Source organism: Kitasatospora sp. NPDC048298, from assembly GCF_043201465.1.
Lineage (GTDB): Bacteria > Actinomycetota > Actinomycetes > Streptomycetales > Streptomycetaceae > Kitasatospora.
Genome location: NZ_JBICYZ010000010.1, coordinates 22,140 through 42,485, shown reverse-complemented (window position 1 = coordinate 42,485; position 20,346 = coordinate 22,140). Strand labels below are relative to the sequence as shown.

The window sequence follows — 20,346 nt, the reverse complement described above, 5'->3', positions numbered from 1 at the left end:
GGCGGGGCGTCGGTGCGGGACGGGAGCGGCTGGTGCGGCCCGGATCGCCGGGGCGGGGAGCGTGCCGGGATCACCTCCGGGGGCGGTCGCCGCTCTCCCCGGGCGGGTCGTCCGAGGCCGCGTCGATCGCCGCCGCCACCGCGTGCACATGGGGCGGGCGGACGATGCCGTAGTGCGTCGTGTCGAGCCGGTGCCAGGTGCTGGGTTCCGGGAGGTGCGGGCGCCACAGCTCCCGCTGCCGCTCCGGTGACCCGGGCGAGGGCAGCCCCGGCACCGGCCGCCCGGCCAGCCACAGCCGGCTGGGCGTGGCGCTCAGCAGCGGCATCCGGTACTCGGCCATGCTTCGCAGGTTGGCCCGGCAGCACCGGACCAGGCGTTCGGCGTAGCCGTGGGCCTCGGGACCGGCCGGCCCGGACCCGCCCTGGCCGAGTTCGTGTTCGAACACCGCCTGGAGCTGGGCGTCGTCGTAGCCCTGGAAGAGCGCGCCGGACCCGGGCGGCGGCGGGTCGATCAGGTGGACGCCGTGGACCGGCCGGCCGATCGCCTCCGCCTCCGCGGCCATGCCCATCACCGCCCAGGCGCCGAAGGACCAGCCGGCCAGGTGCAGCCGCCGGGTGCCGTCCGCGAAGCGGGCTCGCAGGGCGGCGGCGTAGCGGCGGGCCCGTTCGGCCAGCGTCCAGTCCGCGGCCCCGGGCCGTTCCAGCGCGGGATCGGCGATCAGGCAGACGGTCAGCCGGGGACCCAGTGCCGACACCAGGGACCGGTAGGCCTGGATGTCGCCGCCGACCGGGTGCACCAGGCACAGCACGTCGTCTCCGGTGCCGTGCTGCCAGACCACCGGGACCACGTCCTCGGTGGCGACGGCCCCGGGGGGTGCCGCCTCGGACAACCGGGTGAGGATCTCGGTGAGGGAGACCCGGTGGCTGAACCGCGTGACGTCAAGCTCGACATCGAGGTGACGTTTCACCACGCCGATCAGGTCGAGCAGGGTCAGCGAGTCGGCCCCCAGGTCGTAGAGCGGGGCGTCGGGATCGATGTGGTCGACGTCCAGCCAGTCGCACAGCCAGTCGCGGAGCAGGACGGCCGCGCTCGCGTCCGATGCGTCGGTCGCGTCGGTCGCGTCGGTCGCGTCCGCCGCGTCGGTCGCATCGGCCGCGTCGGCGTCTTCGGCGGGCACCGCCTTCGGGTCGGCAGGCACGAGGGCCCGGGCGCCGGGCGCCGCGTAGAACGCCCGGGACTCGTGGAGGTCGGTGGTGGAGACCAGCACCTGCGGCAGCTGCAGTCCCACGGCCCGCGCGAACACCCGCCGGCCCTCGGCCACCGTCAGGCCGACCGAGAGGTGCGCCCGGTGGCGTGCGTCGGTCTGGGGCACGCGCAGCGCCATGCCGGTCTCGCTCCACACGTCCCAGTTCACGCCGAGCCGGACGGTGGACTCAGTGTCGCCGGACTCGTACTGGGCGAAGCCGTCGAGCAGGCTGTTGGCTGCCGCGTAGTCGAACTGGCCGACGCCGCCGAGCTCCGCGGACATCGAGGAGCAGTACACCGCCGTCGACGGCCGGTAGCGCTCGATCAGCTGCTCGACCAGCAGCGCGCCCTGCAGCTTGGCGGCGGAGGCGCGGCTCATCGCCGCGGCGTCGCGCCGGGTGATCATGCCGCCGCTCGCCACCCCGACGGCGTGGATCACGCTGTCGAGCCGCTCAGTGTGACGGCCGATCCGGGCCAGGACCTCCTCGGGCGTGGACTCGGCGAGGTCGGCTTCGACCAGTTCGACCCGGTCGGCCCAGGGCGTCAGCTCCTCCGGCAGCCGGGGGCGCCTGGCCAGCAGCAGGACCCGGGCGGCGCCGTTCTCCAGCAGCCAGGCGGCGATACCGCGGCCGATCCCGCCGGTGCCGCCCAGGACCAGGTGCACGCCCCGGTCGGGCAGTCCGGCGAGGCCCGGGCCGGCCGTGCACACCGGCAGCGTGACCTGCTCCCACCAGTGGCCCCGGCGCAGCGCCAGCCGGCGCGGAAGTACGGCCGCGTCCGCCGTGGTCGCGGCCTCGGCGAGCAGCGCCGCCAGGGGTGCGGCCCAGTGGGCGGGGTCGGCTTCGGGGAGGTCGACCCAGTGGCCCGCCGTGGCTCCCTCCTGGGGTGCCACCTCGGCGGCGCCGGCCAGCAGGCCCGCTTCCGGCCGACCCACCGGGCCGTCCACCGGCCTCGCCCGGTAGGACAGCCACCACGGCCTGAGCCGGAGTGACCCGGCGGCCTCGGCGGCGGCCCGCAGCAGCGCGGCCGGCGTGTCCAGGCAGGCCCAGCCGGCCCGGGCCAGGCTGTCCCGGCCGACCGGCCCGCCGATCCCGAGCGGCAGCGCGTGCAGCCAGTCGATGCCGCCGTCGCCCGCTCCGGTGGCCGCCAGGGCGTCCAGGAGCCGGCCGAGCGAGGCGGGGTCGGCCGGGTCGACCTCGTAGGCGTCGTCGCCCCGCCGGGCGAACGCCTCGGCGGCGCGGACCCGCACCACCCGGGCGTGGGTGGCCTCGAAGGCGCGGACCGCGTCCGGGGGCGCCGGTCCGTCGGTGAGCAGCACCAGGAGCCGGGAGGTGGGCGCGCCGATCGCCGTGCCCGCGCGGCGCAGCCGGGCCCAGTGCGGCTGGTGCAGCCAGGCGGCCTCCGGCAGGCGCCGCGGGACGTCGGCGGCGGCCGGAATCACCGAGCGGGCCGGGTGCGGGGTCGCGGTGGCGCGGGGGAAGTCGAACTCCGCCGGCGCGAAGGCGGGCGGCGGGAAGTCCCACGGTGCCTGGGCGGGGCCGGCGGGCCAGTCGATCCGCGCGCCGGCCAGCCAGGCCGCGGCCGTCTCCTCGGCGGTACGGCCTTCGCCCGGGACGGGTGCCCCGGTACGGGCCTCCTCCGTTCCCACGTCCGTGATCGGCCCCGCGCCGCGCAGCCAGGCGACGGCGGAGGCAGCGTCGGGGCAGACCGCGGCCAGCCGTCGGCGGCGGGCGGGACGGCCCGCCTGGAGGTGGCGCAGTACCTGCGGATAGGCGGCGGGCCTGGCCTCCAGGTAGTCGGCGATCCGGGCGGCGTCGGCGCGCAGGCCCGCCTCGCTGCTGCTGGAGAGCAGCAGGCAGGGAGCCACGGCGGTGTCCGACGCCGCCGCGCCCGCCGTCCCCGGGGCCGGCCGGTCGGCCTCCAGCACGGCGTGGGCGTTGGTACCGCCGATCCCGAAGCTGCTCACCGCCGCGATCCGGTCCCGGTCGGCGGGCCAAGGCCGGGCTTCGGTGGGGATGTAGAACGGCGTGGGGTCGGCGCCGAGCTGCGGGTTGAGGGCGTGGAAGCCGACGTTGGGCGGGATCACGCCGTGGTGGACGGCGAGCGCGGCCCGTACCAGTCCGACCACTCCGGCCGCCGCGCCCAGGTGTCCGATCTGGCTCTTGACCGAGGTCAGCGCGCAGTGGCCGGAGCGGTCCAGGTCGAAGGCCTGGCGCAGGGCGCCGACCTCGACCGGGTCGCCGAGCCGGGTGGCGGTGCCGTGGGCCTCGACGTAGCCGAGGTCGGCGCCGCTGCGGCCGCTGCGGCGCAGGGCGGCGCGGATCACCTCGCGTTGCCCGGCGAGCGAGGGGGCGCTGTAACTCAGCTTGTCGGAGCCGTCGTTGTTCAGCGCCGAGCCGGTGATCAGGGCGTAGACGGTGTCGCCGTCGCGGCGGGCGAGGCGGAGCGGCTTGAGTACCACCACGCCGACGCCGCTGGCGCCGATGGTGCCGCTCGCGTCGTCGCTGAAGGGCCGGCAGCGGCCGTCCACGGAGAAGATGTGCTGCGGCTGGTAGCGGTATCCGTCGGTCAGGGTCGGGTCGACCAGGACTCCGCCGGCCAGCATCACCTCGGCGTCGCCCTGGCGCAGCATCCCGGCGGCGACGTGGACGGCCACCAGGGAACTGGCGCAGGCCGCCTGGGCGGTGAAGGCGGGGCCGGTCAGCCCCAGGTGGTAGGCCGCCTTGGTGGCGAGGAAGTCCTTGTCGTGGTGCAGGGCCAACTGGAACCCGTCGGGCAGGCGTTCGGGGTCGGCCTCGCGGAGCATGGACTGGAAGTAGGTGTTCTCGCCGGCGCCGGCGACCAGGCCGACGCGCAGGCCCGACGGGTCGGCGATCCCGGCGTGTGCCAGTGCCTCGACGCAGCTCATCAGCAGGTGCCGTTGCTGGGGGTCCATCAGCCGGGCCTCCGGCCGGCTGATGCCGAAGTGCTCCGGGTCGAAGTCCAGTGGGCCGTCCAACTGGCTGCGCGCCCCGACCAGGCCGTCGGCGGCGTCGAAGTGTTCGATGCCGGTGCCGCCCGTGGTGACCATCCGCCAGAACGCGGAGAGGTCGGACGCGCCCGGGAGCCGGACCGCCATGCCGACGACCGCGATCGGCTCGTCCGCGGCGGGCGGGGCGGCCTCGGCGGACGGGGCAGACACAGCGGGCGGGGCGGTGGCGGCGGCCGTCGCGGACCGGTCCAGGAAGGCGGCCAGCGCCCGTACGGTGACGTGTTCGAAGAGGTCGGCGACGGTGAAGCGCAGGCCCGCTTCGGTGGTGCAGTGGAGGTGGAAGCGCATCAGGGCCAGGCTGGAGGCTCCGGCGTCGAAGAAGGTCTGTCCCGGGTCGATCGTCAGACCGGTGACCGCCTCGAACGCCTCGGTCAGCAGGGCTTCGCGTGCCGTCAGGCCGGCCGCGCGGGCCGTCGGCCGGCGCAGTTCCCGCCCGGCGGAGCGCAGCGCGCCCCGGCGGTCCAGCTTGCCGCTGGGGGTCCTGGGCAGCTCCTCCACGACCCGGAAGCGGGCGATCCGGACGTGGCCCGGCAGCAGCGGCGCCAGGTGCGCGGTGAGGTCCTCGGCGGTGGGCGCCTCGCCGCGGCACTGCAGGCAGGCCACCAGCTCCCCGCCGTCGGGGGCCACCACGGCGTTGACGACGGCCGGGTGCCGCAGCAGGGCCGCCTCGACCTGTCCCGGTTCGAGCCGGTGTCCGCTGAGCTTGATCTGGTCGTCGTCGCGGCCCAGGAAGTGCAGCCGGCCCTGCCGGTCGAACCGGGCCCGGTCGCCGCTGCGGTAGCAGAGGCCGAGGCCGGGCAGCTCGACGAAGCGCGTGTCGTCGAGCTTCGGGTCACCGAGGTAGCAGCGCGCCACCATGGTGCCGCCGATCAGCAGGGCGCCGGCGCGGCCGGGGGGAACGGGCTCGTCGGCCTCGTCGACCACCGTGAGCACCGCGCCCGCCACCGGCCGGCCGATGGCGGGGCGCTCGGGCCACCGGGACGGGTCGCCGTCCAGGCACAGGCTGCTCACCACGTGGGTCTCGGTCGGGCCGTAGTGGTTGAACAGCCGTGCGCCGGGCAGACCGGCGAACCAGCGGCGGATCGCGTCGGTGCACACCAGTTGCTCGCCGGCGGTGACCACCTCCCGCAGCCGGGAGGGGTAGCGGCCCAGGTGGACGGCGTGCTCGGCGAGGAGCTGGAGGGCGACGTAGGGCATGAAGACGCGCTCGATCCCGGCCGACTCCAGCTGCTCCAGCAGTGCGGGGGCGTCCTGGCGCCAGCCGGGCCGCACCAGGTGCAGGCAGCCGCCGCCGCACAGCGTCCCGAAGACCTCCTGGAAGGACACGTCGAAGGAGAGCATGGAGAACTGCTGGGTGGCCGCCGGGGCCGCCAGTCCTCCCGACGCGGCCTGCCACTGCAGCAGGTTGGCCAGGGTGCGGTCGGACACCTGCACGCCCTTGGGGACACCGGTGGAGCCCGAGGTGAACAGGGTGTAGAGCGGACGGGCTCCGCGGTGCGCCGGGGCGGTGGCGGGTGCGGGTGCCGTGGTGAGGGGTGACAGCACCACCGGGTGGCGTGCGACTCGGCCCGGGTCGACGGCGTCGAACTCCGGGTCACCGCCCGGTGGGAGCAGCACGCACAGCGGCTCCGCCTGGTCCAGCACCTGCCGGCGCAGGGCGGCCGGGTAGGACGGGTCCAGCGGCACGATGGTCACGTTGAGCCGGGCCAGTGCCAGCAGCGCCACCACGTGCTCGACCGAAGGCCGCAGGTGCAGCGCGACGTGGCACGGGCGGTCGTCGTCCTCCGGCAGCGGGTGGGCGGCCCGCAGTTCGGCGGCGAGCGCCGCCGCGTGGGCGTCGAGTTCGGCGTAACTCAGCGACCGGCCTTCGGACTTCAGGGCCGGTGCGGCGGGTGTGCGCGCGACCTGCCGGGCGAAGCCCTCGGCCACCGTCGTCCAGGCGAGCTCCGTCGAGGCGCCGCGGCCGGGTTCCGGCAGTGCTCGGCGGTAGGGTGCCGCGAGCTGGACCGGGGTCGCCGTCCCACCGTCGGCGAGCAGGTCCAGGCCGCGCCGGAACAGGCCCGCCATGGCCGCCACCTCGGCGGCGTCGAAGCGGTCGTCGGCGTACTCCCACAGGCAGTCGAGCCCGCCCTCGTGCTCGACGACGGACAGCGTCATCGGGCACTTGGCCTCGGCCGGGGCCCACCACAGGGGGCGGGAGGCGCAACCGGGCAGGGCCAGCGCGGCGAAGTCGGTGTTCTCCAGGACGAAGAGGTAGTCGAAGGGGGTGTCGCCGCCGGCCGGTTCCCGGTCGGCCAGGACGTCGGCCAGCGCCACGTCCTGGCGGTCCAGCACCCGGCGGGCGTCGGCGCCCAGGCGCAGCAGCTGGCCGCGCAGGTCCTCGCGGGGCGCGACGGCCTGCGGCAGCAGCACGGTGTTGGCGAACATGCCGACGCTGGCCTCGAACTCCTGGACCGGCCGGTTGGCCACCGGGGCGGCGATCCGCGGCCGGGCCGCGCCGGTCACCCCGTACAGGCTCCAGGCGAAGACGCCGAGCAGCAACTCGAAGCGGGTCATGCCCAGTTCGGCGCAGAGCCGGTCCACGGCGGCGCGCCGTACGACGTCCAGGGAGGTGTGGAGCAGGCGGGCCGCGGAGGCGGGCCGGGGGCCGGCCGGGTCCAGCGGGTCGTGGTCGAGCGCCTCATGGTCGGGCGAGTCGTCCGTCCGGGCGTAGTGGGCCCGCAGTTCGGCACGCTGGGCCCGGTAGGCGGGGCCGGCGAACCAGTCGGCCTGCCAGGCGGCGTAGTCCAGCGGGGTGCGCGCCGGGGCGCCGTCCGTGGGGCGCGCGGCCTCGGCGGCGCCGTCGTGCGCGTGCCGGTAGCCGGTCGACAGGTCGGCCAACAGGACGTTGAGCGACCAGCCGTCGACGGCGATGTGGTGCAGGTGGAGCAGCAGCACCCCGCCGCCGTCCTGGGGCAGCCAGCGGGCACGCAGCATCCGGGGGCGCGCCAGGTCGAACGACGCGGCGAAGAAACGGTTCGCCTCGGCGCGGGCACCGTCCTCGGCGCGGACCCCGTCCTCACCGCGCGCACCGTCCTCACCGCCGACCCCGAGCTCCTCCGGGGAGCAGCCGGGCTCGGGTTCGGATTCGGATTCGGTCCACGGGTCGTACGGCTCCCCGACCAGCTGGCGCAGGCCCTCGGGCGCGGCCCGGAAGGCGGTGTGCAGGGCCGCGTGCCGCCGCACCAGCTCCCGCAGCGAGGCCCGCAGGGCGTCGGCGTCGACCGCGCCGTCCAGCCGGAAGGCCAGCTCCACCGCGTACGCCCGGGAGCGCGGCGCCCGCTGCTGCAGCAGCCACAGGCGTTGCTGCTCGCTGGTGGCGGGCGCCGAGCGCGCCCGGGTGGGGGCGGGCGGCACCGGGTAGGGCGTGGCGGCGGCCGGCCCGGCCTCCGCCACGGCCCGGGCGATCCCGGCCACGTCCCCGGTCAGCACGCGGGCCTGGGGCAGTTCGCAGCCCCAGCGCCGGCGCACCTCGAAGCGCAGCCGCAGCGCCTTGAGCGAGTCCCCACCGGAGGCGATCCAGCGGTCGTCCAGCCGCAGGTCCGGCACACCGAGCACCTCGGCCGCCAGGGCCAGCACCTCGCGCTGCCGGTCGGTGGTCGCCTCGGCGCCCGCGCGGTCGCTCTCCGGGCGGCGCCAGGGCCGGTCCTCGCGGCGCAGCAGGGCGGCCTGGTCGACCTTGCCGTTGGCGGTCAGCGGGAGCGCGTCCACCAGGTGGATGTGATGGGGCCTCATGTAGCCGGGCAGCCCGGCCGCCAGATGGCGGTCGAACTCCTCGAACGGGACGTCCTCGCCGAGGACGACATACGCCAGCAGCTCGTTCGGGCCGTGCTCCCCGGCCCTGCGGGTGCAGACGTACGCCTGCCGCACCGCCGGGTGCCCGAGGATCTGCCGCTCCAGCTCGCCGGGCTCGATGCGGAAGCCGCGGACCTTCACCTGGCGGTCGGCGCGCCCGACGTACTCGATCAGGCCGTCGGCGTCGGCGCGCACCAGGTCCCCGGTGCGGTAGTGCGTCGCGCGGCCGTCGTCGTACCAGGGCAGCCGGACGAAGCGGCGCTCCGTCTCCTCGGGCAGGTTGCGGTAGCCGGCCGCCAGACCGGCACCGGACAGGAGGAGTTCGGCCACCTCGCCGGGCGCCGCGGTCCGGTCGCCGTCCGGGACGACCAGCACGGCCCCGGTCTGCGGCAGCGCCCGTCCGATCGGGACCACGTCGCCGTCGAAGTCTCGCGGGACGGGGTGGCACAGCGCGAAGGTAGTGCCCTCGGTGGGGCCGTAGACGTTGTGCAGCCGGGTGGGGGCCGCCGCGTTGTGCCGGTACCAGCGGCGGATCAGCCAGGCGTTCAGCTGCTCGCCGCCGACCAGCAGCTGCCCGACCCCGGCGAAGCAGGACGGCTCCGTGTCCACCACCGCGTTGAACAGGGCCACCGTGACGAAGGCCGTGTCGATGCGCTCCCGCAGCAGGGCGGCCGCCAGTCGGTGCGGCGTCTGGACGGCTTCGTCACCGAGGACGACGCAGCAGCCGCCGGTCAGCAGCGGCACCCAGACCTCGAAGCTGAGGGCGTCGAACGCCGGATTGGACAGGCAGGCGTAGCGGGCCCCCTCCTCGATGCGGATGTACCCCGGGGCGGCCAGCCGCAGGATCCCGGCGTCCCGCACCTCGACGCCCTTGGGGCGGCCCGTGGTGCCCGAGGTGTAGAAGAGGAAGGACACCGGTGCCCCGGTGGAGACCGTGTCGTCCTCGGCCGGTCCGGCGGCGAGCAGCGCCGCCGCCGCCAGCGCGAGCAGCCCGCCCGGCAGGTCGTCGGGTGCCGTCCCGCCGTGGACCACTGCCACGCTGCCCGAGTCGGTCAGGATGTGGCGCCGGCGGTCCGCCGGGCTCTGCGCGTCCAGCGGGACGACCTGGGCGCCGAGCCGCAGGACGCCCAGCATGACGCAGACCAGCTGCCAGGAGCGCGGCAGGCAGACCGCCACCGCCTGGCCGGGGCGGACGCCGGCGCGGCGCAGCCCGTGGGCCGCCGCCGCGGCGGCGGCGTCCAGGCCGGTGTAGTCCAGCCGCACGTCTCCGTCGACCAGCGCGGCCGCACGGGGGGTGCGCAGGGCCTGCTCGTGCACGGCCCGGGCCAGGCCGGTGGCCGGGGGCGCGGCGGGTACGGCGCTCTCGGCGCGCATCAGGCCTCCACGGCGGGCTCGGCGGACGGCTGTCCAGGCGGCGGGGGCACCGGGAACCGGTCCAGTTCGGCGGCGATCAGCTCGGCTATCCGGGGCACCTCCGCGCTCTCCAGCAGGTCCCAGTGGCCGCCGGCGACCGGCTCGACCAGCAGGCCGCCGCCGGCCCGCCGCTGCCAGAACGCGCGTACCTCAAGCGCCTGTTGCCGCTGTTCCTGTTGCTGCTGTTCCTGTTCCTCCGCCCCGTCCCCGGCGGCCTCGACCAGCACCAGCCGGGCCGGTGAGGGCGGCGCCTGGTAGTCGCGGGCGGTCATCCGGTTGTGGTTGTAGATCCGGAAGTACCGCTCGATCTGCTCGTCCTCGATCCCCGGGTACATCCCGTTGAACCGGACGAGCTTGTCGCGGAACTCCGCCATCGGCACCGGCTCGATCGAGGCGAGCCGCTCCGCGTCCTCGGTGCCGTGGGTGTCGAGCAGCACCACGCTGAACCGGGTGTGCCCGGCCAGGGCCAGCCGGCGCCCCATCTCGTGGGCGACCAGCCCGCCGTAGGAGAGCCCGCACAGCACCAGCGTCTCGTCCGGCCGGGGGTCGACCAGGGCCAGGTACCGCTCCGCCATGGCCTCGACGGTGGGCAGCGGCGTCTCCCCGGGGTTGATCCCGGGCGACTGCATCCCGAGGACGCCGACCCGCTCCGGCAGCGCCGCGGCCAGCGGCAGGTAGCAGAAGGCGGTGCCGCCGGCCGGATGGACGCAGACCACCCGCTGCCGGCCGTCCCCCGCGCGGAACTCGACCAGGTTGCCGTCCGGTGCGCCCGCCGCGGTGCCCGACGCCCCCGCCCGGATCCGTTCGGCCAGGGCCTCGATGGTCGGGTTCTGCACGATCTCGCGGATCGGCAGGGTCTCGCCGAACTCCTCGCGGACGGCCAGGGCCACCTTGATCGCGGAGATCGAGGTGCCGCCCAGCTCGAAGAAGTCGTCGGATATCCCGATGCCGGGATGGAGCAGCACCCGCCGCCAGATGGTGTGCAGCGCCATCTCCACGTGGTCCCGCGGGCTCGCCGTGTTGACCTGGGTACGGGTCGCCGAGCGGGCGGCGTCCAGCAGCGCTGCGCGGTCCAGCTTGCCGCTGCGGTTGAGCGGCAGCCGCGGCAGTTCGACGAAGAGCGCGGGGATCATGTAGTCCGGCAGCCGCCGCGCCAGGGCGGCACGCCACTCGTGCGGCCTGCGCGGCTGCGCGTCGTCCCGGCCCTCGCCCAGGCCCACGCCCACGCCCGCCATCAGACGCAGCTCGCCCGTGGCGTCGCGGTCGGCCAGCACCGCCGCCTCCCGCACACCGGGCAGGGCCAGCAGCGCGGCCTCGACCTCCCCCGGCTCGATCCGGAAGCCGCGCAGCTTGACCTGGTCGTCGGCGCGGCCGAGGTACTGGGCGTTGCCGTCCGGGAGCCAGCGGGCCAGGTCGCCGGTGCGGTAGAGGCGTTCACCGGGCACGAAGGGGTCGTCGCGGAACCGCTCGGCGGTCAGGTCCGGGCGGTGCAGGTAGCCCCGGGCGAGGCTCGCCCCGCCGAGGTGGACCTCGCCGGTCACCCCGGTCGGCACCGGCCGCAGCCGGCGGTCGAGCAGGTAGAGGCGGGTGTTGTCCAGGGGGCGGCCGATCGGGCAGGGCCGGTCCAGCGGCTGCGGGTCGGTGTAGGCGGTGCTGTAGAGGGTGGCCTCGGTGGGCCCGTAGCCGTAGCAGACGCGCAGGCCCGGCAGCGCCTGCCGGAGGCGGTGCAGCGCCCGCTCCGGGAGGGGCTCCACCCCGGTGAGCAGCTGACGGAGCGCCAGCCCGGCCAGGCGGGCCCCGGGGTCCTCGTCGATCCACGTGACGTAGGACGGCGGCAGGAAGGCCTGTACGACGCGGTGCTCGCGCATCCAGGCCAGCAGTTCCTCCGGGTCGCCGCGCAGCTCCTCGGGGACCAGGTGGAGCACGGCGCCGGTGGTGAGCGGCAGCAGCAACTCGTGCACCGAGGCGTCGAATCCGATGCTCGACCAGGCGGAGGCCGCCTCGCCGGGGGTGGCGCCGAACCGCGCCAGCCAGGTGTCGAGGAGGTTGGTGACGCTGCCCCTGGTCACCGCCACGCCCTTGGGGCGGCCGGTGGAGCCCGAGGTGTAGATGACGTAGGCGAGCTGCGACGGCCCGGCCGTGACCTCCGGCGCGTCGTCGCGCCGCGCCTCGGCCTCGACCGCGCGCAGGGAGTGCCGGCCCTCGGAGGGGAGTTCGGCGTCGCTGAGCACCAGGGCCGGCGCCGCGTCCTCGACCATCGCGGCCAGCCGCTCGACCGGCTGCCCCGGGTCCAGCGGCAGGTAGGCGGCGCCCGCCTTGAGGATGCCGAGGACGCCCACGACCAGCTCGGTCGAGCGTCCGGAGTGCAGGCCGACCACCTGGTCCGGGCCGACGCCGCGGGCGATCAGCGCGTGCGCCAGCCGGTTGGCGCGGCGGTCCAGCTCGGCGTAGTCGAGCCGCTCCCCCGCGCAGACCAGGGCCGGAGCGGTGGGGCGGGCCCGCACCTGGGCCTGGAAGCGCTCGACCAAGCCGGCCGAGGCCTCGTCCCGGTCGTCACGGCGGGTACGGTCGGCGCGGTCGGCGCGGTCGGCTCCGCTCCAGTCCGACAGGACCAGGCGGCGCTCCTCCTCGTCCATCAGCTCCAGGTCGTCCACGCCCAGGTCGGGCCGGTCGACCAGCTGGGTCAACACCCGGCGCAAATAGCCCGCGTAGCGCTCGACTGTCCGGCGGTCGAACAGCGCGCAGGCGTAGTCCAGGTACCCGGTCACCCGGCCGTCCTCCTCCTCGGCCAGCGACAGGGCCAGGTCGAACTTGGCCGCGGCGTACGGGATCGGGAACGGCTCGACCTCGATCCCGGGCAGGTCCAGCGCGCCGTTCCGGGAGGGCTGCCAGGCGAGCATGGTCTGGAACAGCGGTGTGTGGGCGGTGCTGCGCGGCGGGTTGACCAGTTCCACCACCTGCTCGAACGGCAGGTCCTGGTGCTGCAGGGCGGCCCGCAGCGCGGCGCGCGTCTGCTTGAGCAGGGCCGATCCGGTCGGCGAGTCCGCCAGATCGACCCGTACGGCGAGGGAGTTGACGAAGAAGCCGACCAGCTCGGAGAAGCCGCCGCGGCGGCGGTTCGCGCTCGGGACGCCGACGACGATGTCGCTCTGGCCCGTCAACCGCGACAGCACCACGGACCAGCCGGCCAGCACGGCCGTGAACAGCGTGGCGCCCTGCTGCCGCGCGAGCTCCTTGAGGGCGGTGCCGAGCTCGCCGTCGACGAGGATCGGCACCCGGCCGCCACGGTAGTCCTGTTCCGGCGGACGGGGGCGGTCGGTGGGCAGTTCGAGCAGGGTCGGCGCGCCGGCGAGCGCCGCCCGCCAGTGGGCGGCCTGCACCGCGGGTTCGTCCCCGGCCGCCCACGCGCGCTGCCAGCGGGCGTAGTCGGCGTACTGCAGGGACAGCGGCGGCAGCGGGGAGTCCGCGCCGTCACGGAAGGCCGTGTACAGCGTTCCGACCTCGCGCAGGATCACGTTCATGGACCAGCCGTCGAACACCGTGTGATGCAGAGTCAGCAGCAGCACGTGGTGCTCCTCGGCCAGGGCGATCAGCCGGCCGCGCGCCAGCGGGCCCCGGCCCAGGTCGAACGGCGTGTCGGCCTCCGCCCGTTGCAGGGCGGCGACGCGCGCGTCGGCGTCCGGGAGCCCGGTCAGGTCGTCCGTCACCAGGGCGTAGCCGGAGTCGGGCGGACCGACCAGCTGGTGGACATCGTCCCCGGTGGCGACCAGCCGGGTGCGCAGCACCTCGTGCCGGGAGACCAGTTCGTCGAAAGCCCGGGCGAGCACCGCGCGGTCCAGCGGCCCGCGCAGGGCGAAGGCCAGGGTCTCGTTGTACGCCGTGCCGGCGCCGTCCAGTTGTGCCAGCATCCAGAGCCGCCGCTGCCCCGGCGACAGCTCCGGGAGCGGGCCTCCGGCAGCCGCCGGGCCGCCGTCCTGTCGCGCGGGAGGCGCGTCCGCCTGGTCGGTGGTGGTGCCGTGGGGCTGGTGCGTCTGCGACAAAGCCGGACCTTTCCAGGGGAGGGTCACTGCAGGGATCGACGGCGCAGTGGGGGCGGCGGTGCGTGGCGGCAGCGGGTCGGTGACCCGGCGGCGCGGAGGGATCGCCTCGATCGGTGCCCGGTCAGACCGCTTCGACCGCGCACCGGGCTCTGGGATGACGGGTGGTCGGCACCCGTCGGGGCATGGGCGAACCGGGGCAGCGCACAGGGGTGCCGGTGAGGCCGGCGATGACGAACCGCAGTGGATCTACGGCCATGGGTGCCTAGTTAAGATGACTAATTCGGCCGGGGCAAGAGTCCGGATCTTCTTCCCCCGTCCGAACGTTCGTCTCCGGACACGACCGGCGGAGACCGGCTCGACCTTGACCGGAATCGTTCGCCGAGGACGCCCCGGCCCCCGGGGCGGGCCGGAGCGCACCGGGGCGGACCAGGGCAGACCGGGCCGGATCCGCCGAGCCGGCGGGCCTACTTGGCGAAGCGGACCTCCGGATAAGCCGCCGAGGGCCCGTCCAGCAGCCGGCCCGGGCGGTCGAGCAGGTGCCGGTCGAAGAACGCGCCGAGGTACGCCCGGGTGGCGGCGAGCGCGCGGTCGCCCTTGATGCTGCCGTACTGCTCCGCGAGGCCCTCGGGCGGCAGTTGCTCGCGGATGCCGAGGGCGTCCACCAGCCAGTGCACGTCACAGAACGACAGGTGTCCGGCCTCCGGCAGGTCCAGCCAGCGCTTCCAGCCGGTCAGGTGCCGCCAGGCCTCGTCCCAGTTCGCCGTCGGGGACTGGCCGGCGTGGCGCTGCGCGCCCAGCAGCAGCACCGGGCGGGAGAGGCCGTCGGCCGGGAGCGGGACGAAGAAGTCGCCGTCCAGGTTGGCGGCGGCGCGGATCCGGCCGTCCTGGCGCATCGCCTCGACGGCGCTCGCGCCGCCGATGGAGTGGCCGGCCGCGCCGATCCGGTCGCGGTCGATCCGCAGGCCGCGGACGAGGCCTGGCCCGGGCGCGGTCAGTCGGTCGATCAGGAAGCCGATGTCCTTCGCCCGGCTGCGGATCACCTCGGCCGCCAGCCGGTCGTCCACCTTGTCGCAGATCAGGCACGCCTCGATCCGCCCGTCGGGGAACTGCACGGCCGTCTCGTAGGTGTGGTCCAGCGCGGCCACCGCGTAGCCCCGGGCCGCGAGGTCCTCGGCGAGGGCGGTGAGCGAGGAGCGGTCGTAGCCGAAGCCGGGCGAGAGCACGACCAACGGATGCCGCCCGGGCGCCGGCACCGTGCGGGCCTTGACCCCCGTGCGCACGGCGGCGAGGTCCGGGGTGCCGTACCGGGCGGTGGACAGCTCCGGGGAGAGGTACGGCAGTTGCTCGCCGCGCGCGGACTGCGCCGGGTACCAGAGGGTGGCCATCAGTTCGCGGGTGGCGGTGTCCGGCCGCCAGGGGTCGGGCCGGCCGGTGTCCACCAGGTGGACCGAGGTGGCGCCGATCGGGCGGCGCGTGGTGGGCGCGGGCACCCGCACCTCGGCCGCCGCGCCGGCGGGCGAGGCCGACAAGGCTGACGAGCCCGACGAAGCCGAAGAGGCCGAAGAGGCCGCGGCAGAGGGCGGCGGTCCGGCGGCCGGGGAGACGGCCGAAGCGGTCTGCGGGCCGGCCAGCGAGAGGAGGGCGGCGATGGGTACGGCGAACCGGGCGGCGCTGCGCCACCGGGGAGTTGTCGACATGACGCCACGTTAGGTTCGCGGCCGGCGCCGGCGCGTCCTGCCCGCAACGTAACCAGCTCAGCCGCTGGTCGGACCCGCCGCGCCGGACGGACCCCGCCGCTCGGGCGGAGCCGCCTCCACCCTGAGCGGGCGGGTGGGTCCGGAAATGTGCGACCAGGAGCGGATCACGAACTCCGCCCCCGGCCGCATCCCCCCGCGCGGTACGCGCTGTCGGTCGGCTCCGACCCGGCCTGCCCTCAGGCCGACGGCGACGACTGCCTCCGTTGCAGCCACAGCCCCGTGAGGGACACGGCCACGGTGAGCGCCAGCGCCAGCAGGGCGTCGACGCGCGAGTCCTCCAGGACGATCATCACCGTGTACAGCCCGAGGAGCGCGAGCAGCGCCGCCCAGGTGAGCCCCGGGAACAGCCAGACGCCGGTGCCGGGGACGGGCCGGCGCCCGCCGGCGCGGTCCTGACGGCCGAGCACCAGGTGGGCCGCGGCGATGCCGATCCAGGTGACGTAGACGGTGTCGCCGGTGATGTCGACGAGCCGGCTGAAGGCGGTCGTCGGGTGGAAGACCTGCAGGAGCAGGCAGAGCGCCGCCAGCGCGGAGGTGAACAGGATCGCCGCGTGCGGTGCCCCGCGCCGGGAGATCCGGGCGAAGAGCGACGGCGCGTCGCGGTCCCGGGCCAGCGCGAACAGCATCCGGGAGCTGGCGTAGACCTGGGAGTTCATCGTGGAGAGCATCGCCGCGAACAGCACGATGTTCAGCACGGTGGACGCCCCGGGCATGCCGAGGTACTCGAGGGTGGCGGCGAACGGGCTCTCGCCGACGGCGGCGCTGTTCCAGGGCAGCAGCAGGACGACCACGGACAGCGAGCCGAGGTAGAAGACGGTGACCCGCCACATGATCGTCCGGGTGCTCTTGCGGATCGCGGCGGCGGCGTCCTCGGCCTCGCCGGCGGCGATGGTCACGATCTCCGTACCGGAGAAGGAGAACATCGCGCCGGAGGTGGCGATCACGACACCGCTGAGGCCCATCGGGAGGAAGCCCCCCTGGCCCAGCAGGTTCCCGGTGCCGGGCGCGGACGTGCCCGGCAGCAGGCCGGCGACCGCGACCAGGCCGACGGCGATGAACAGGGCGATCACCGCGACCTTGACCCACACCACCCAGAACTCCATCTCGCCGTAGGCGCGCACGGAGACGAGGTTGACGGCGGTCACCGTGCCGAGCATCACCAGGGCGACCAGCCAGACCGGGAGGGCCGGGAGCCAGCCGTGCACGATCTGCCCGGCCGCGATGGACTCGATGCACATGCCCAGCGGCCAGCCGACCCAGTAGATCCAGCCGCTGGCGAACCCGGCCCAGCGGCCGAACGCCAGTCGGCCGTACACCGCGAAGGCGCCGGTGTCGGGGCGGGTCACGGACATCTCGGCGAGCATCCGCATGACGACCACGACGATGGCGGCCGTCAGGCCGTAGGCGATCAGGACGCCCGGGCCCGCCTGCTGGATGCTCACGCCCGAGCCGACGAACAGCCCGGCGCCGACCGCTCCGCCGATGCTGATCATGGTCATGTGGCGGCTGAGCAGGCTCCGCGACAGCTGCGGCCCGCCGCCCGCCGCGCCGGTCTGCCCGACCGTGCGGTCCTGCCCGGCCGCGACGGTACCGGCGCCCGCGGTTCCCTTGGTATCGCTCACGACTGCGGCTCCACTCTCGGTTGGGCGTCCGCCTGGGCGTTCACCCGGCCGTCCGTCTGGGCGTTCACCTGGGCCAGCAGCGCGCGGAACAGCGGCAGCCGCAGCTCGGAGTCGGGTTCGAGCGCCTCCGGGTGCCACTGGACGCCGACGGTCCAGGCCGCCTGCGGGTCGCCGGACGCCTCGACGGCTTCCACGCACCCGTCGTCGGCGCGGGCCGACACCCGCAGTCCGTCGCCCACCCGGTCGACCGCCTGGTGGTGCCCGGAGGCCACCGGGATCCGGCCTCGCCCGAACGCCTCGGCCACCGCGCTGTCGGCCGACAGCGCGACGTCGTGGACGGCCCACTCGACGCCGGGCTCCGGGTTGTGCGTGACCGGGGTCGGCGCCATGTCGACGTGGAGGCTCCCCCCGCGGAGGATGTTGAGCAGCTGCATGCCGCGGCAGATCCCGAGCATCGGCCGCCGGTGCTCCAGGGCGTACCGGACCACCGCGGCGTCCAGCCCGTCCTGTACGGGGTTGACGTCGTACAGCGACGGGTGGTCGGAGTCGGCACCGTACAGGGCCGGGTCGACGTCCCCTCCGCCGGGCACCACGAAGCCGGCGCAGCCGGCGAGCCGCTCGTCCAGCGGGCTGTCCGCGGAGTCCGGCTGCAGCAGGACGGGCTCGGCGCCGGCGGCCCGGACCAGGCCGACGACCTCGTCGAAGATGCGGTTCGCCTCGCCGATCCGCACGTCGGCGTCCGGGGCGTCGCCGTCGCTGAGGCGTACGGGTATCCCGATGAGGGGTGCCGGGTGGTCGGTGACGCTCATAGGCTCTCCTGTTGAACGGCTTGCGGATGAGATGCGAAATCTAGAAGATAGATTTCATGGATGGCAAGGGGTGGACTCAACACATCGAGCCGGTGCGTTCTGCGGGGGCCGCGGAGGCCATCGCCCGCCGGCTCGGCGAACTGATCGGCGCGCGGATCCTCGTCGGGGGTGACCGCCTACCGCCGGAGAAGACCCTGGCCGAGCTGTTCGGGGTCGCCGTGATGACGGTCCGCCACTCGATGGCGGTGCTGCGCGAGGACGGCCTGATCGAGACGCGGCGCGGCCACGGCGCCGGCACCTACGTCGTCCCCGACATCCTCACCCGCATCGGCGAACTGACCGCCCTCCACCCGTACACGCTCGCCGACATCGAGGAGCTGACGGCCTGGCGGATCGCCGTGTCCGGAGAGGCCTCCGCCCGGGCCGCCCGGCAGGCCTCCGAAGCGGGACTGGCCCGGATGCGCGAGCTGGAGGCCACCGCCGACGCGGCCCTCGCCGACGCGGAGGCCTACCGCACGGCGGACGCCGGACTCCACCTGCACATCGCCGAACTCTCCGGCTCCAAGCGCCTGTTGGAGGCCGAGCAGGGGATCCAGCACGAGCTGACCCGGCTGCTCGCCAACCACCCCGGCGGCACCGAGGCCCGCAGCACCCCCGACCAGCGCCACCGCGCCCTCGCCGCCGCGATCGAGGACCGCGACCCGGCCCGGGCCCGCGAACAGTTCACCGTCCACGCCGAGGCCACCGCGGACCTCTTCCTCCCCTTCGTCCAGCAGCCGCCCCGCCCCGCCTGACGGACCGGCGAACGCCGCCCGGTACCCAGGTGCGCGTGCCGCCGCCCCGGCCGTCGGTCGGGGCGGCGGCACCGGTCACCAGGTGACGGGCAGCGCGTGGAGACCGTAGACCTCGTTGTTGACCCGGTAGGCGACGTCCTCGGCCGGGCACGCGAGGGCGAGCCCGGGCAGCCGCCGCAGCAGCGCGGGCACCGCGACCCGCAGTTCGACGCGGGCCAGCGGTGCGCCGAGGCAGCGGTGCGGGCCGTGCCCGAAGGCCACGTGCGACACGGGCACGCGTCCGATGTCGAAGCGCTCCATCCCGGCGCCGAGCGCCGGGTCGCGGTTGGCCACGGGCAGTTGGCAGACGACCTGGTCACCGGCCTTGATCGGCACACCGCCGACCTCGGTGTCACGCCGCGCCGTCCGGGCCAGCGCGGTGCTGGACACCGACAGGTAGCGCAGCAGCTCCTCGACGGCGGTGTCGATCACCGGATCGTCCTCGGCGGCGGCGCGCAGCCGGGCGGCCTGTTCCGGGTGCGACAGCAGAGCCAGCACGCCCAGGCCGATCGTGTTGGACACGGTGACGTGGCCGGCGAGCAGCAGCAGCTCGCAGACACCGACCAGTTCGGAGTCCGACACCGCACCGCCGTGCTCCCGGACGAGCATGCCGATCATCCCGTCATCCGGGCTGCGCCGTTTCTCCGCGACCAGGGAGGCCATGTACGCGTGCGACTCCCGGCCGGCCGCGAGCCGTTCCTCCATCGGCAGTCCGAGGTCCAGCGTGGTGCGGGACCAGCGGTGGAACTGCCCCTGGTCGGGGTCGGGAACGCCGAGCAACGCGCAGATCACCCCGAGGGGCAGCGGCAGGGCGAAGTCGTCCATCAGGTCCGCCGAGCGCCCCCGCGACTCCATGGCGTCGATCAGCTCGTCGGCCAGGGTGCGGATCATCGGCTCCAGTGAGCGGATCCGCTTCCCGGTGAACTCCGGCGTCAGGACCCGGCGCAGCCGCGTGTGCTCCGGCGCGTCCATGTTGAGGAGCTCGTTCGGCAGGACCGGAGCGCGTTCCGGGTCGTACATCGCGAACGTCTCCTGGTCGGCCAGCACGCGCCGCACGTCGGCGTGCCGGGTGACGAGCCAGTACTCGCCGACCCGGTGCAGCCAGAAGTCCCGGACCCGCCGGACCGGCTCCCCCCGCTGGGCCTCGCTCAGCGCCGGGCCCGGGCCGAGCCCGTCGCGACGGTAGAAGATCGAGACCGGCGGCGCTTCCTGCTCACTCATGGACCCTCCCGAGACCACCCGATATCCACTCCCGATACCCAGGTGCTCGCGCCGCCGCGCGCTTCGGCGCCGATCCCGTGCGGCGTGCGGGCGCGCGCGGGCCTCGTGCGCGCGCCCTCTTTCGAGCCGGAGCCGCCCCCTGCGCCGCGCGGTCCCCCCGCGCTCCGGTCAGTGCCGCCCGGTCTCCGGCGTTCCGGTCAGCGCCGCCCGTCCCACAGGAGCCGTTCGGGCCGGGCCGGGTCCTGGCGGACGGCGGGCGCGGTGGCGTCCAGGAACATGACGGACCGGCCGGGCAGGTAGGCGGGCCAGGACGGCAGGTGGCCGTCGGTGGGGCGGCCGTGGCGGGCGAAGGACGTCCAGGCGCCGCGGATCCGGTCGGACAGCAGCGGATGGGTCGACGGGTCCGTCAGCGGGTCGTGCGGGTTCCCGAACACGGAGCCGAGCTCGGCCATGTGGCAGGCGCCGAGGGCGCCGTCCAGGACCGGGGAGGGCTGGGTGTACTCGTAGACGTAGGTGTCCGCGCCGTGGGCGGCGCGGCCCT

7 protein-coding genes and 1 pseudogene are annotated in these 20,346 nt (G+C 75.3%); 1 reads left to right on the top strand and 7 read right to left on the bottom strand.

The genetic code is table 11. The features are described 5' to 3' along the window. Window positions 1-70: 70 nt before the first annotated feature. From ACGF0D_RS11135 to ACGF0D_RS11115, 5 genes are all read right to left on the bottom strand, one after another. The gene (locus tag ACGF0D_RS11135; protein WP_392914828.1) at window positions 71-9,484 is read right to left on the bottom strand and encodes an amino acid adenylation domain-containing protein; all 9,414 of its coding nucleotides are present in this window, start codon (window positions 9,482-9,484) and stop codon (window positions 71-73) included. Next, window positions 9,484-13,563 (bottom strand): amino acid adenylation domain-containing protein, encoded by a 4,080-nt coding sequence (locus ACGF0D_RS11130; protein ID WP_392914827.1) that lies wholly within the window; start codon window positions 13,561-13,563, stop codon window positions 9,484-9,486. The genes ACGF0D_RS11135 and ACGF0D_RS11130 overlap by 1 nt, the downstream gene beginning before the upstream one ends. Before the next feature lie 464 nt (window positions 13,564-14,027). Next, the gene (locus ACGF0D_RS11125) at window positions 14,028-15,260 is read right to left on the bottom strand and encodes an alpha/beta hydrolase family protein (protein ID WP_392882145.1); all 1,233 of its coding nucleotides are present in this window, start codon (window positions 15,258-15,260) and stop codon (window positions 14,028-14,030) included. A gap of 236 nt (window positions 15,261-15,496) precedes the next feature. Beyond that, window positions 15,497-16,942: an amino acid permease gene (locus ACGF0D_RS11120; RefSeq protein ID WP_392914825.1), complete on the bottom strand. Its 1,446-nt coding sequence runs from the start codon at window positions 16,940-16,942 to the stop codon at window positions 15,497-15,499. Next, window positions 16,939-17,751, bottom strand: a complete 813-nt coding sequence (locus ACGF0D_RS11115; protein ID WP_392914823.1) for a gamma-glutamyl-gamma-aminobutyrate hydrolase family protein — start codon at window positions 17,749-17,751, stop codon at window positions 16,939-16,941. The genes ACGF0D_RS11120 and ACGF0D_RS11115 overlap by 4 nt, the downstream gene beginning before the upstream one ends. Window positions 17,752-17,807: 56 nt before the next feature. On the opposite strand from ACGF0D_RS11115, the gene ACGF0D_RS11110 reads away from it, so the two are divergent. Next, window positions 17,808-18,545, top strand: coding sequence for a FadR/GntR family transcriptional regulator (locus ACGF0D_RS11110; RefSeq protein ID WP_392914821.1), 738 nt, complete (start codon window positions 17,808-17,810; stop codon window positions 18,543-18,545). A gap of 75 nt (window positions 18,546-18,620) precedes the next feature. Here the strand turns inward: ACGF0D_RS11110 and ACGF0D_RS11105 are convergent, their stop codons facing one another. Next, entirely contained in the window at window positions 18,621-19,805 is a 1,185-nt protein-coding gene (locus ACGF0D_RS11105) for a cytochrome P450 (protein ID WP_392914820.1), read from the bottom strand. Between the two features lie 197 nt (window positions 19,806-20,002). Then, a pseudogene (locus ACGF0D_RS11100) lies at window positions 20,003-20,326 on the bottom strand (carboxylesterase family protein); the annotation flags it as partial. Between the last annotated feature and the right edge of the window lie 20 nt (window positions 20,327-20,346).

Coding starts and splice junctions, on each gene's coding strand:
- ACGF0D_RS11135 (WP_392914828.1), bottom strand. CDS start 9,484: ATGCGCGCCGAGAGCGCCGTACCCGCCGCGCCCCCGGCCACCGGCCTG.
- ACGF0D_RS11125 (WP_392882145.1), bottom strand. CDS start 15,260: ATGTCGACAACTCCCCGGTGGCGCAGCGCCGCCCGGTTCGCCGTACCC.
- ACGF0D_RS11115 (WP_392914823.1), bottom strand. CDS start 17,751: ATGAGCGTCACCGACCACCCGGCACCCCTCATCGGGATACCCGTACGC.
- ACGF0D_RS11110 (WP_392914821.1), top strand. CDS start 17,808: ATGGATGGCAAGGGGTGGACTCAACACATCGAGCCGGTGCGTTCTGCG.
- ACGF0D_RS11105 (WP_392914820.1), bottom strand. CDS start 19,805: ATGAGTGAGCAGGAAGCGCCGCCGGTCTCGATCTTCTACCGTCGCGAC.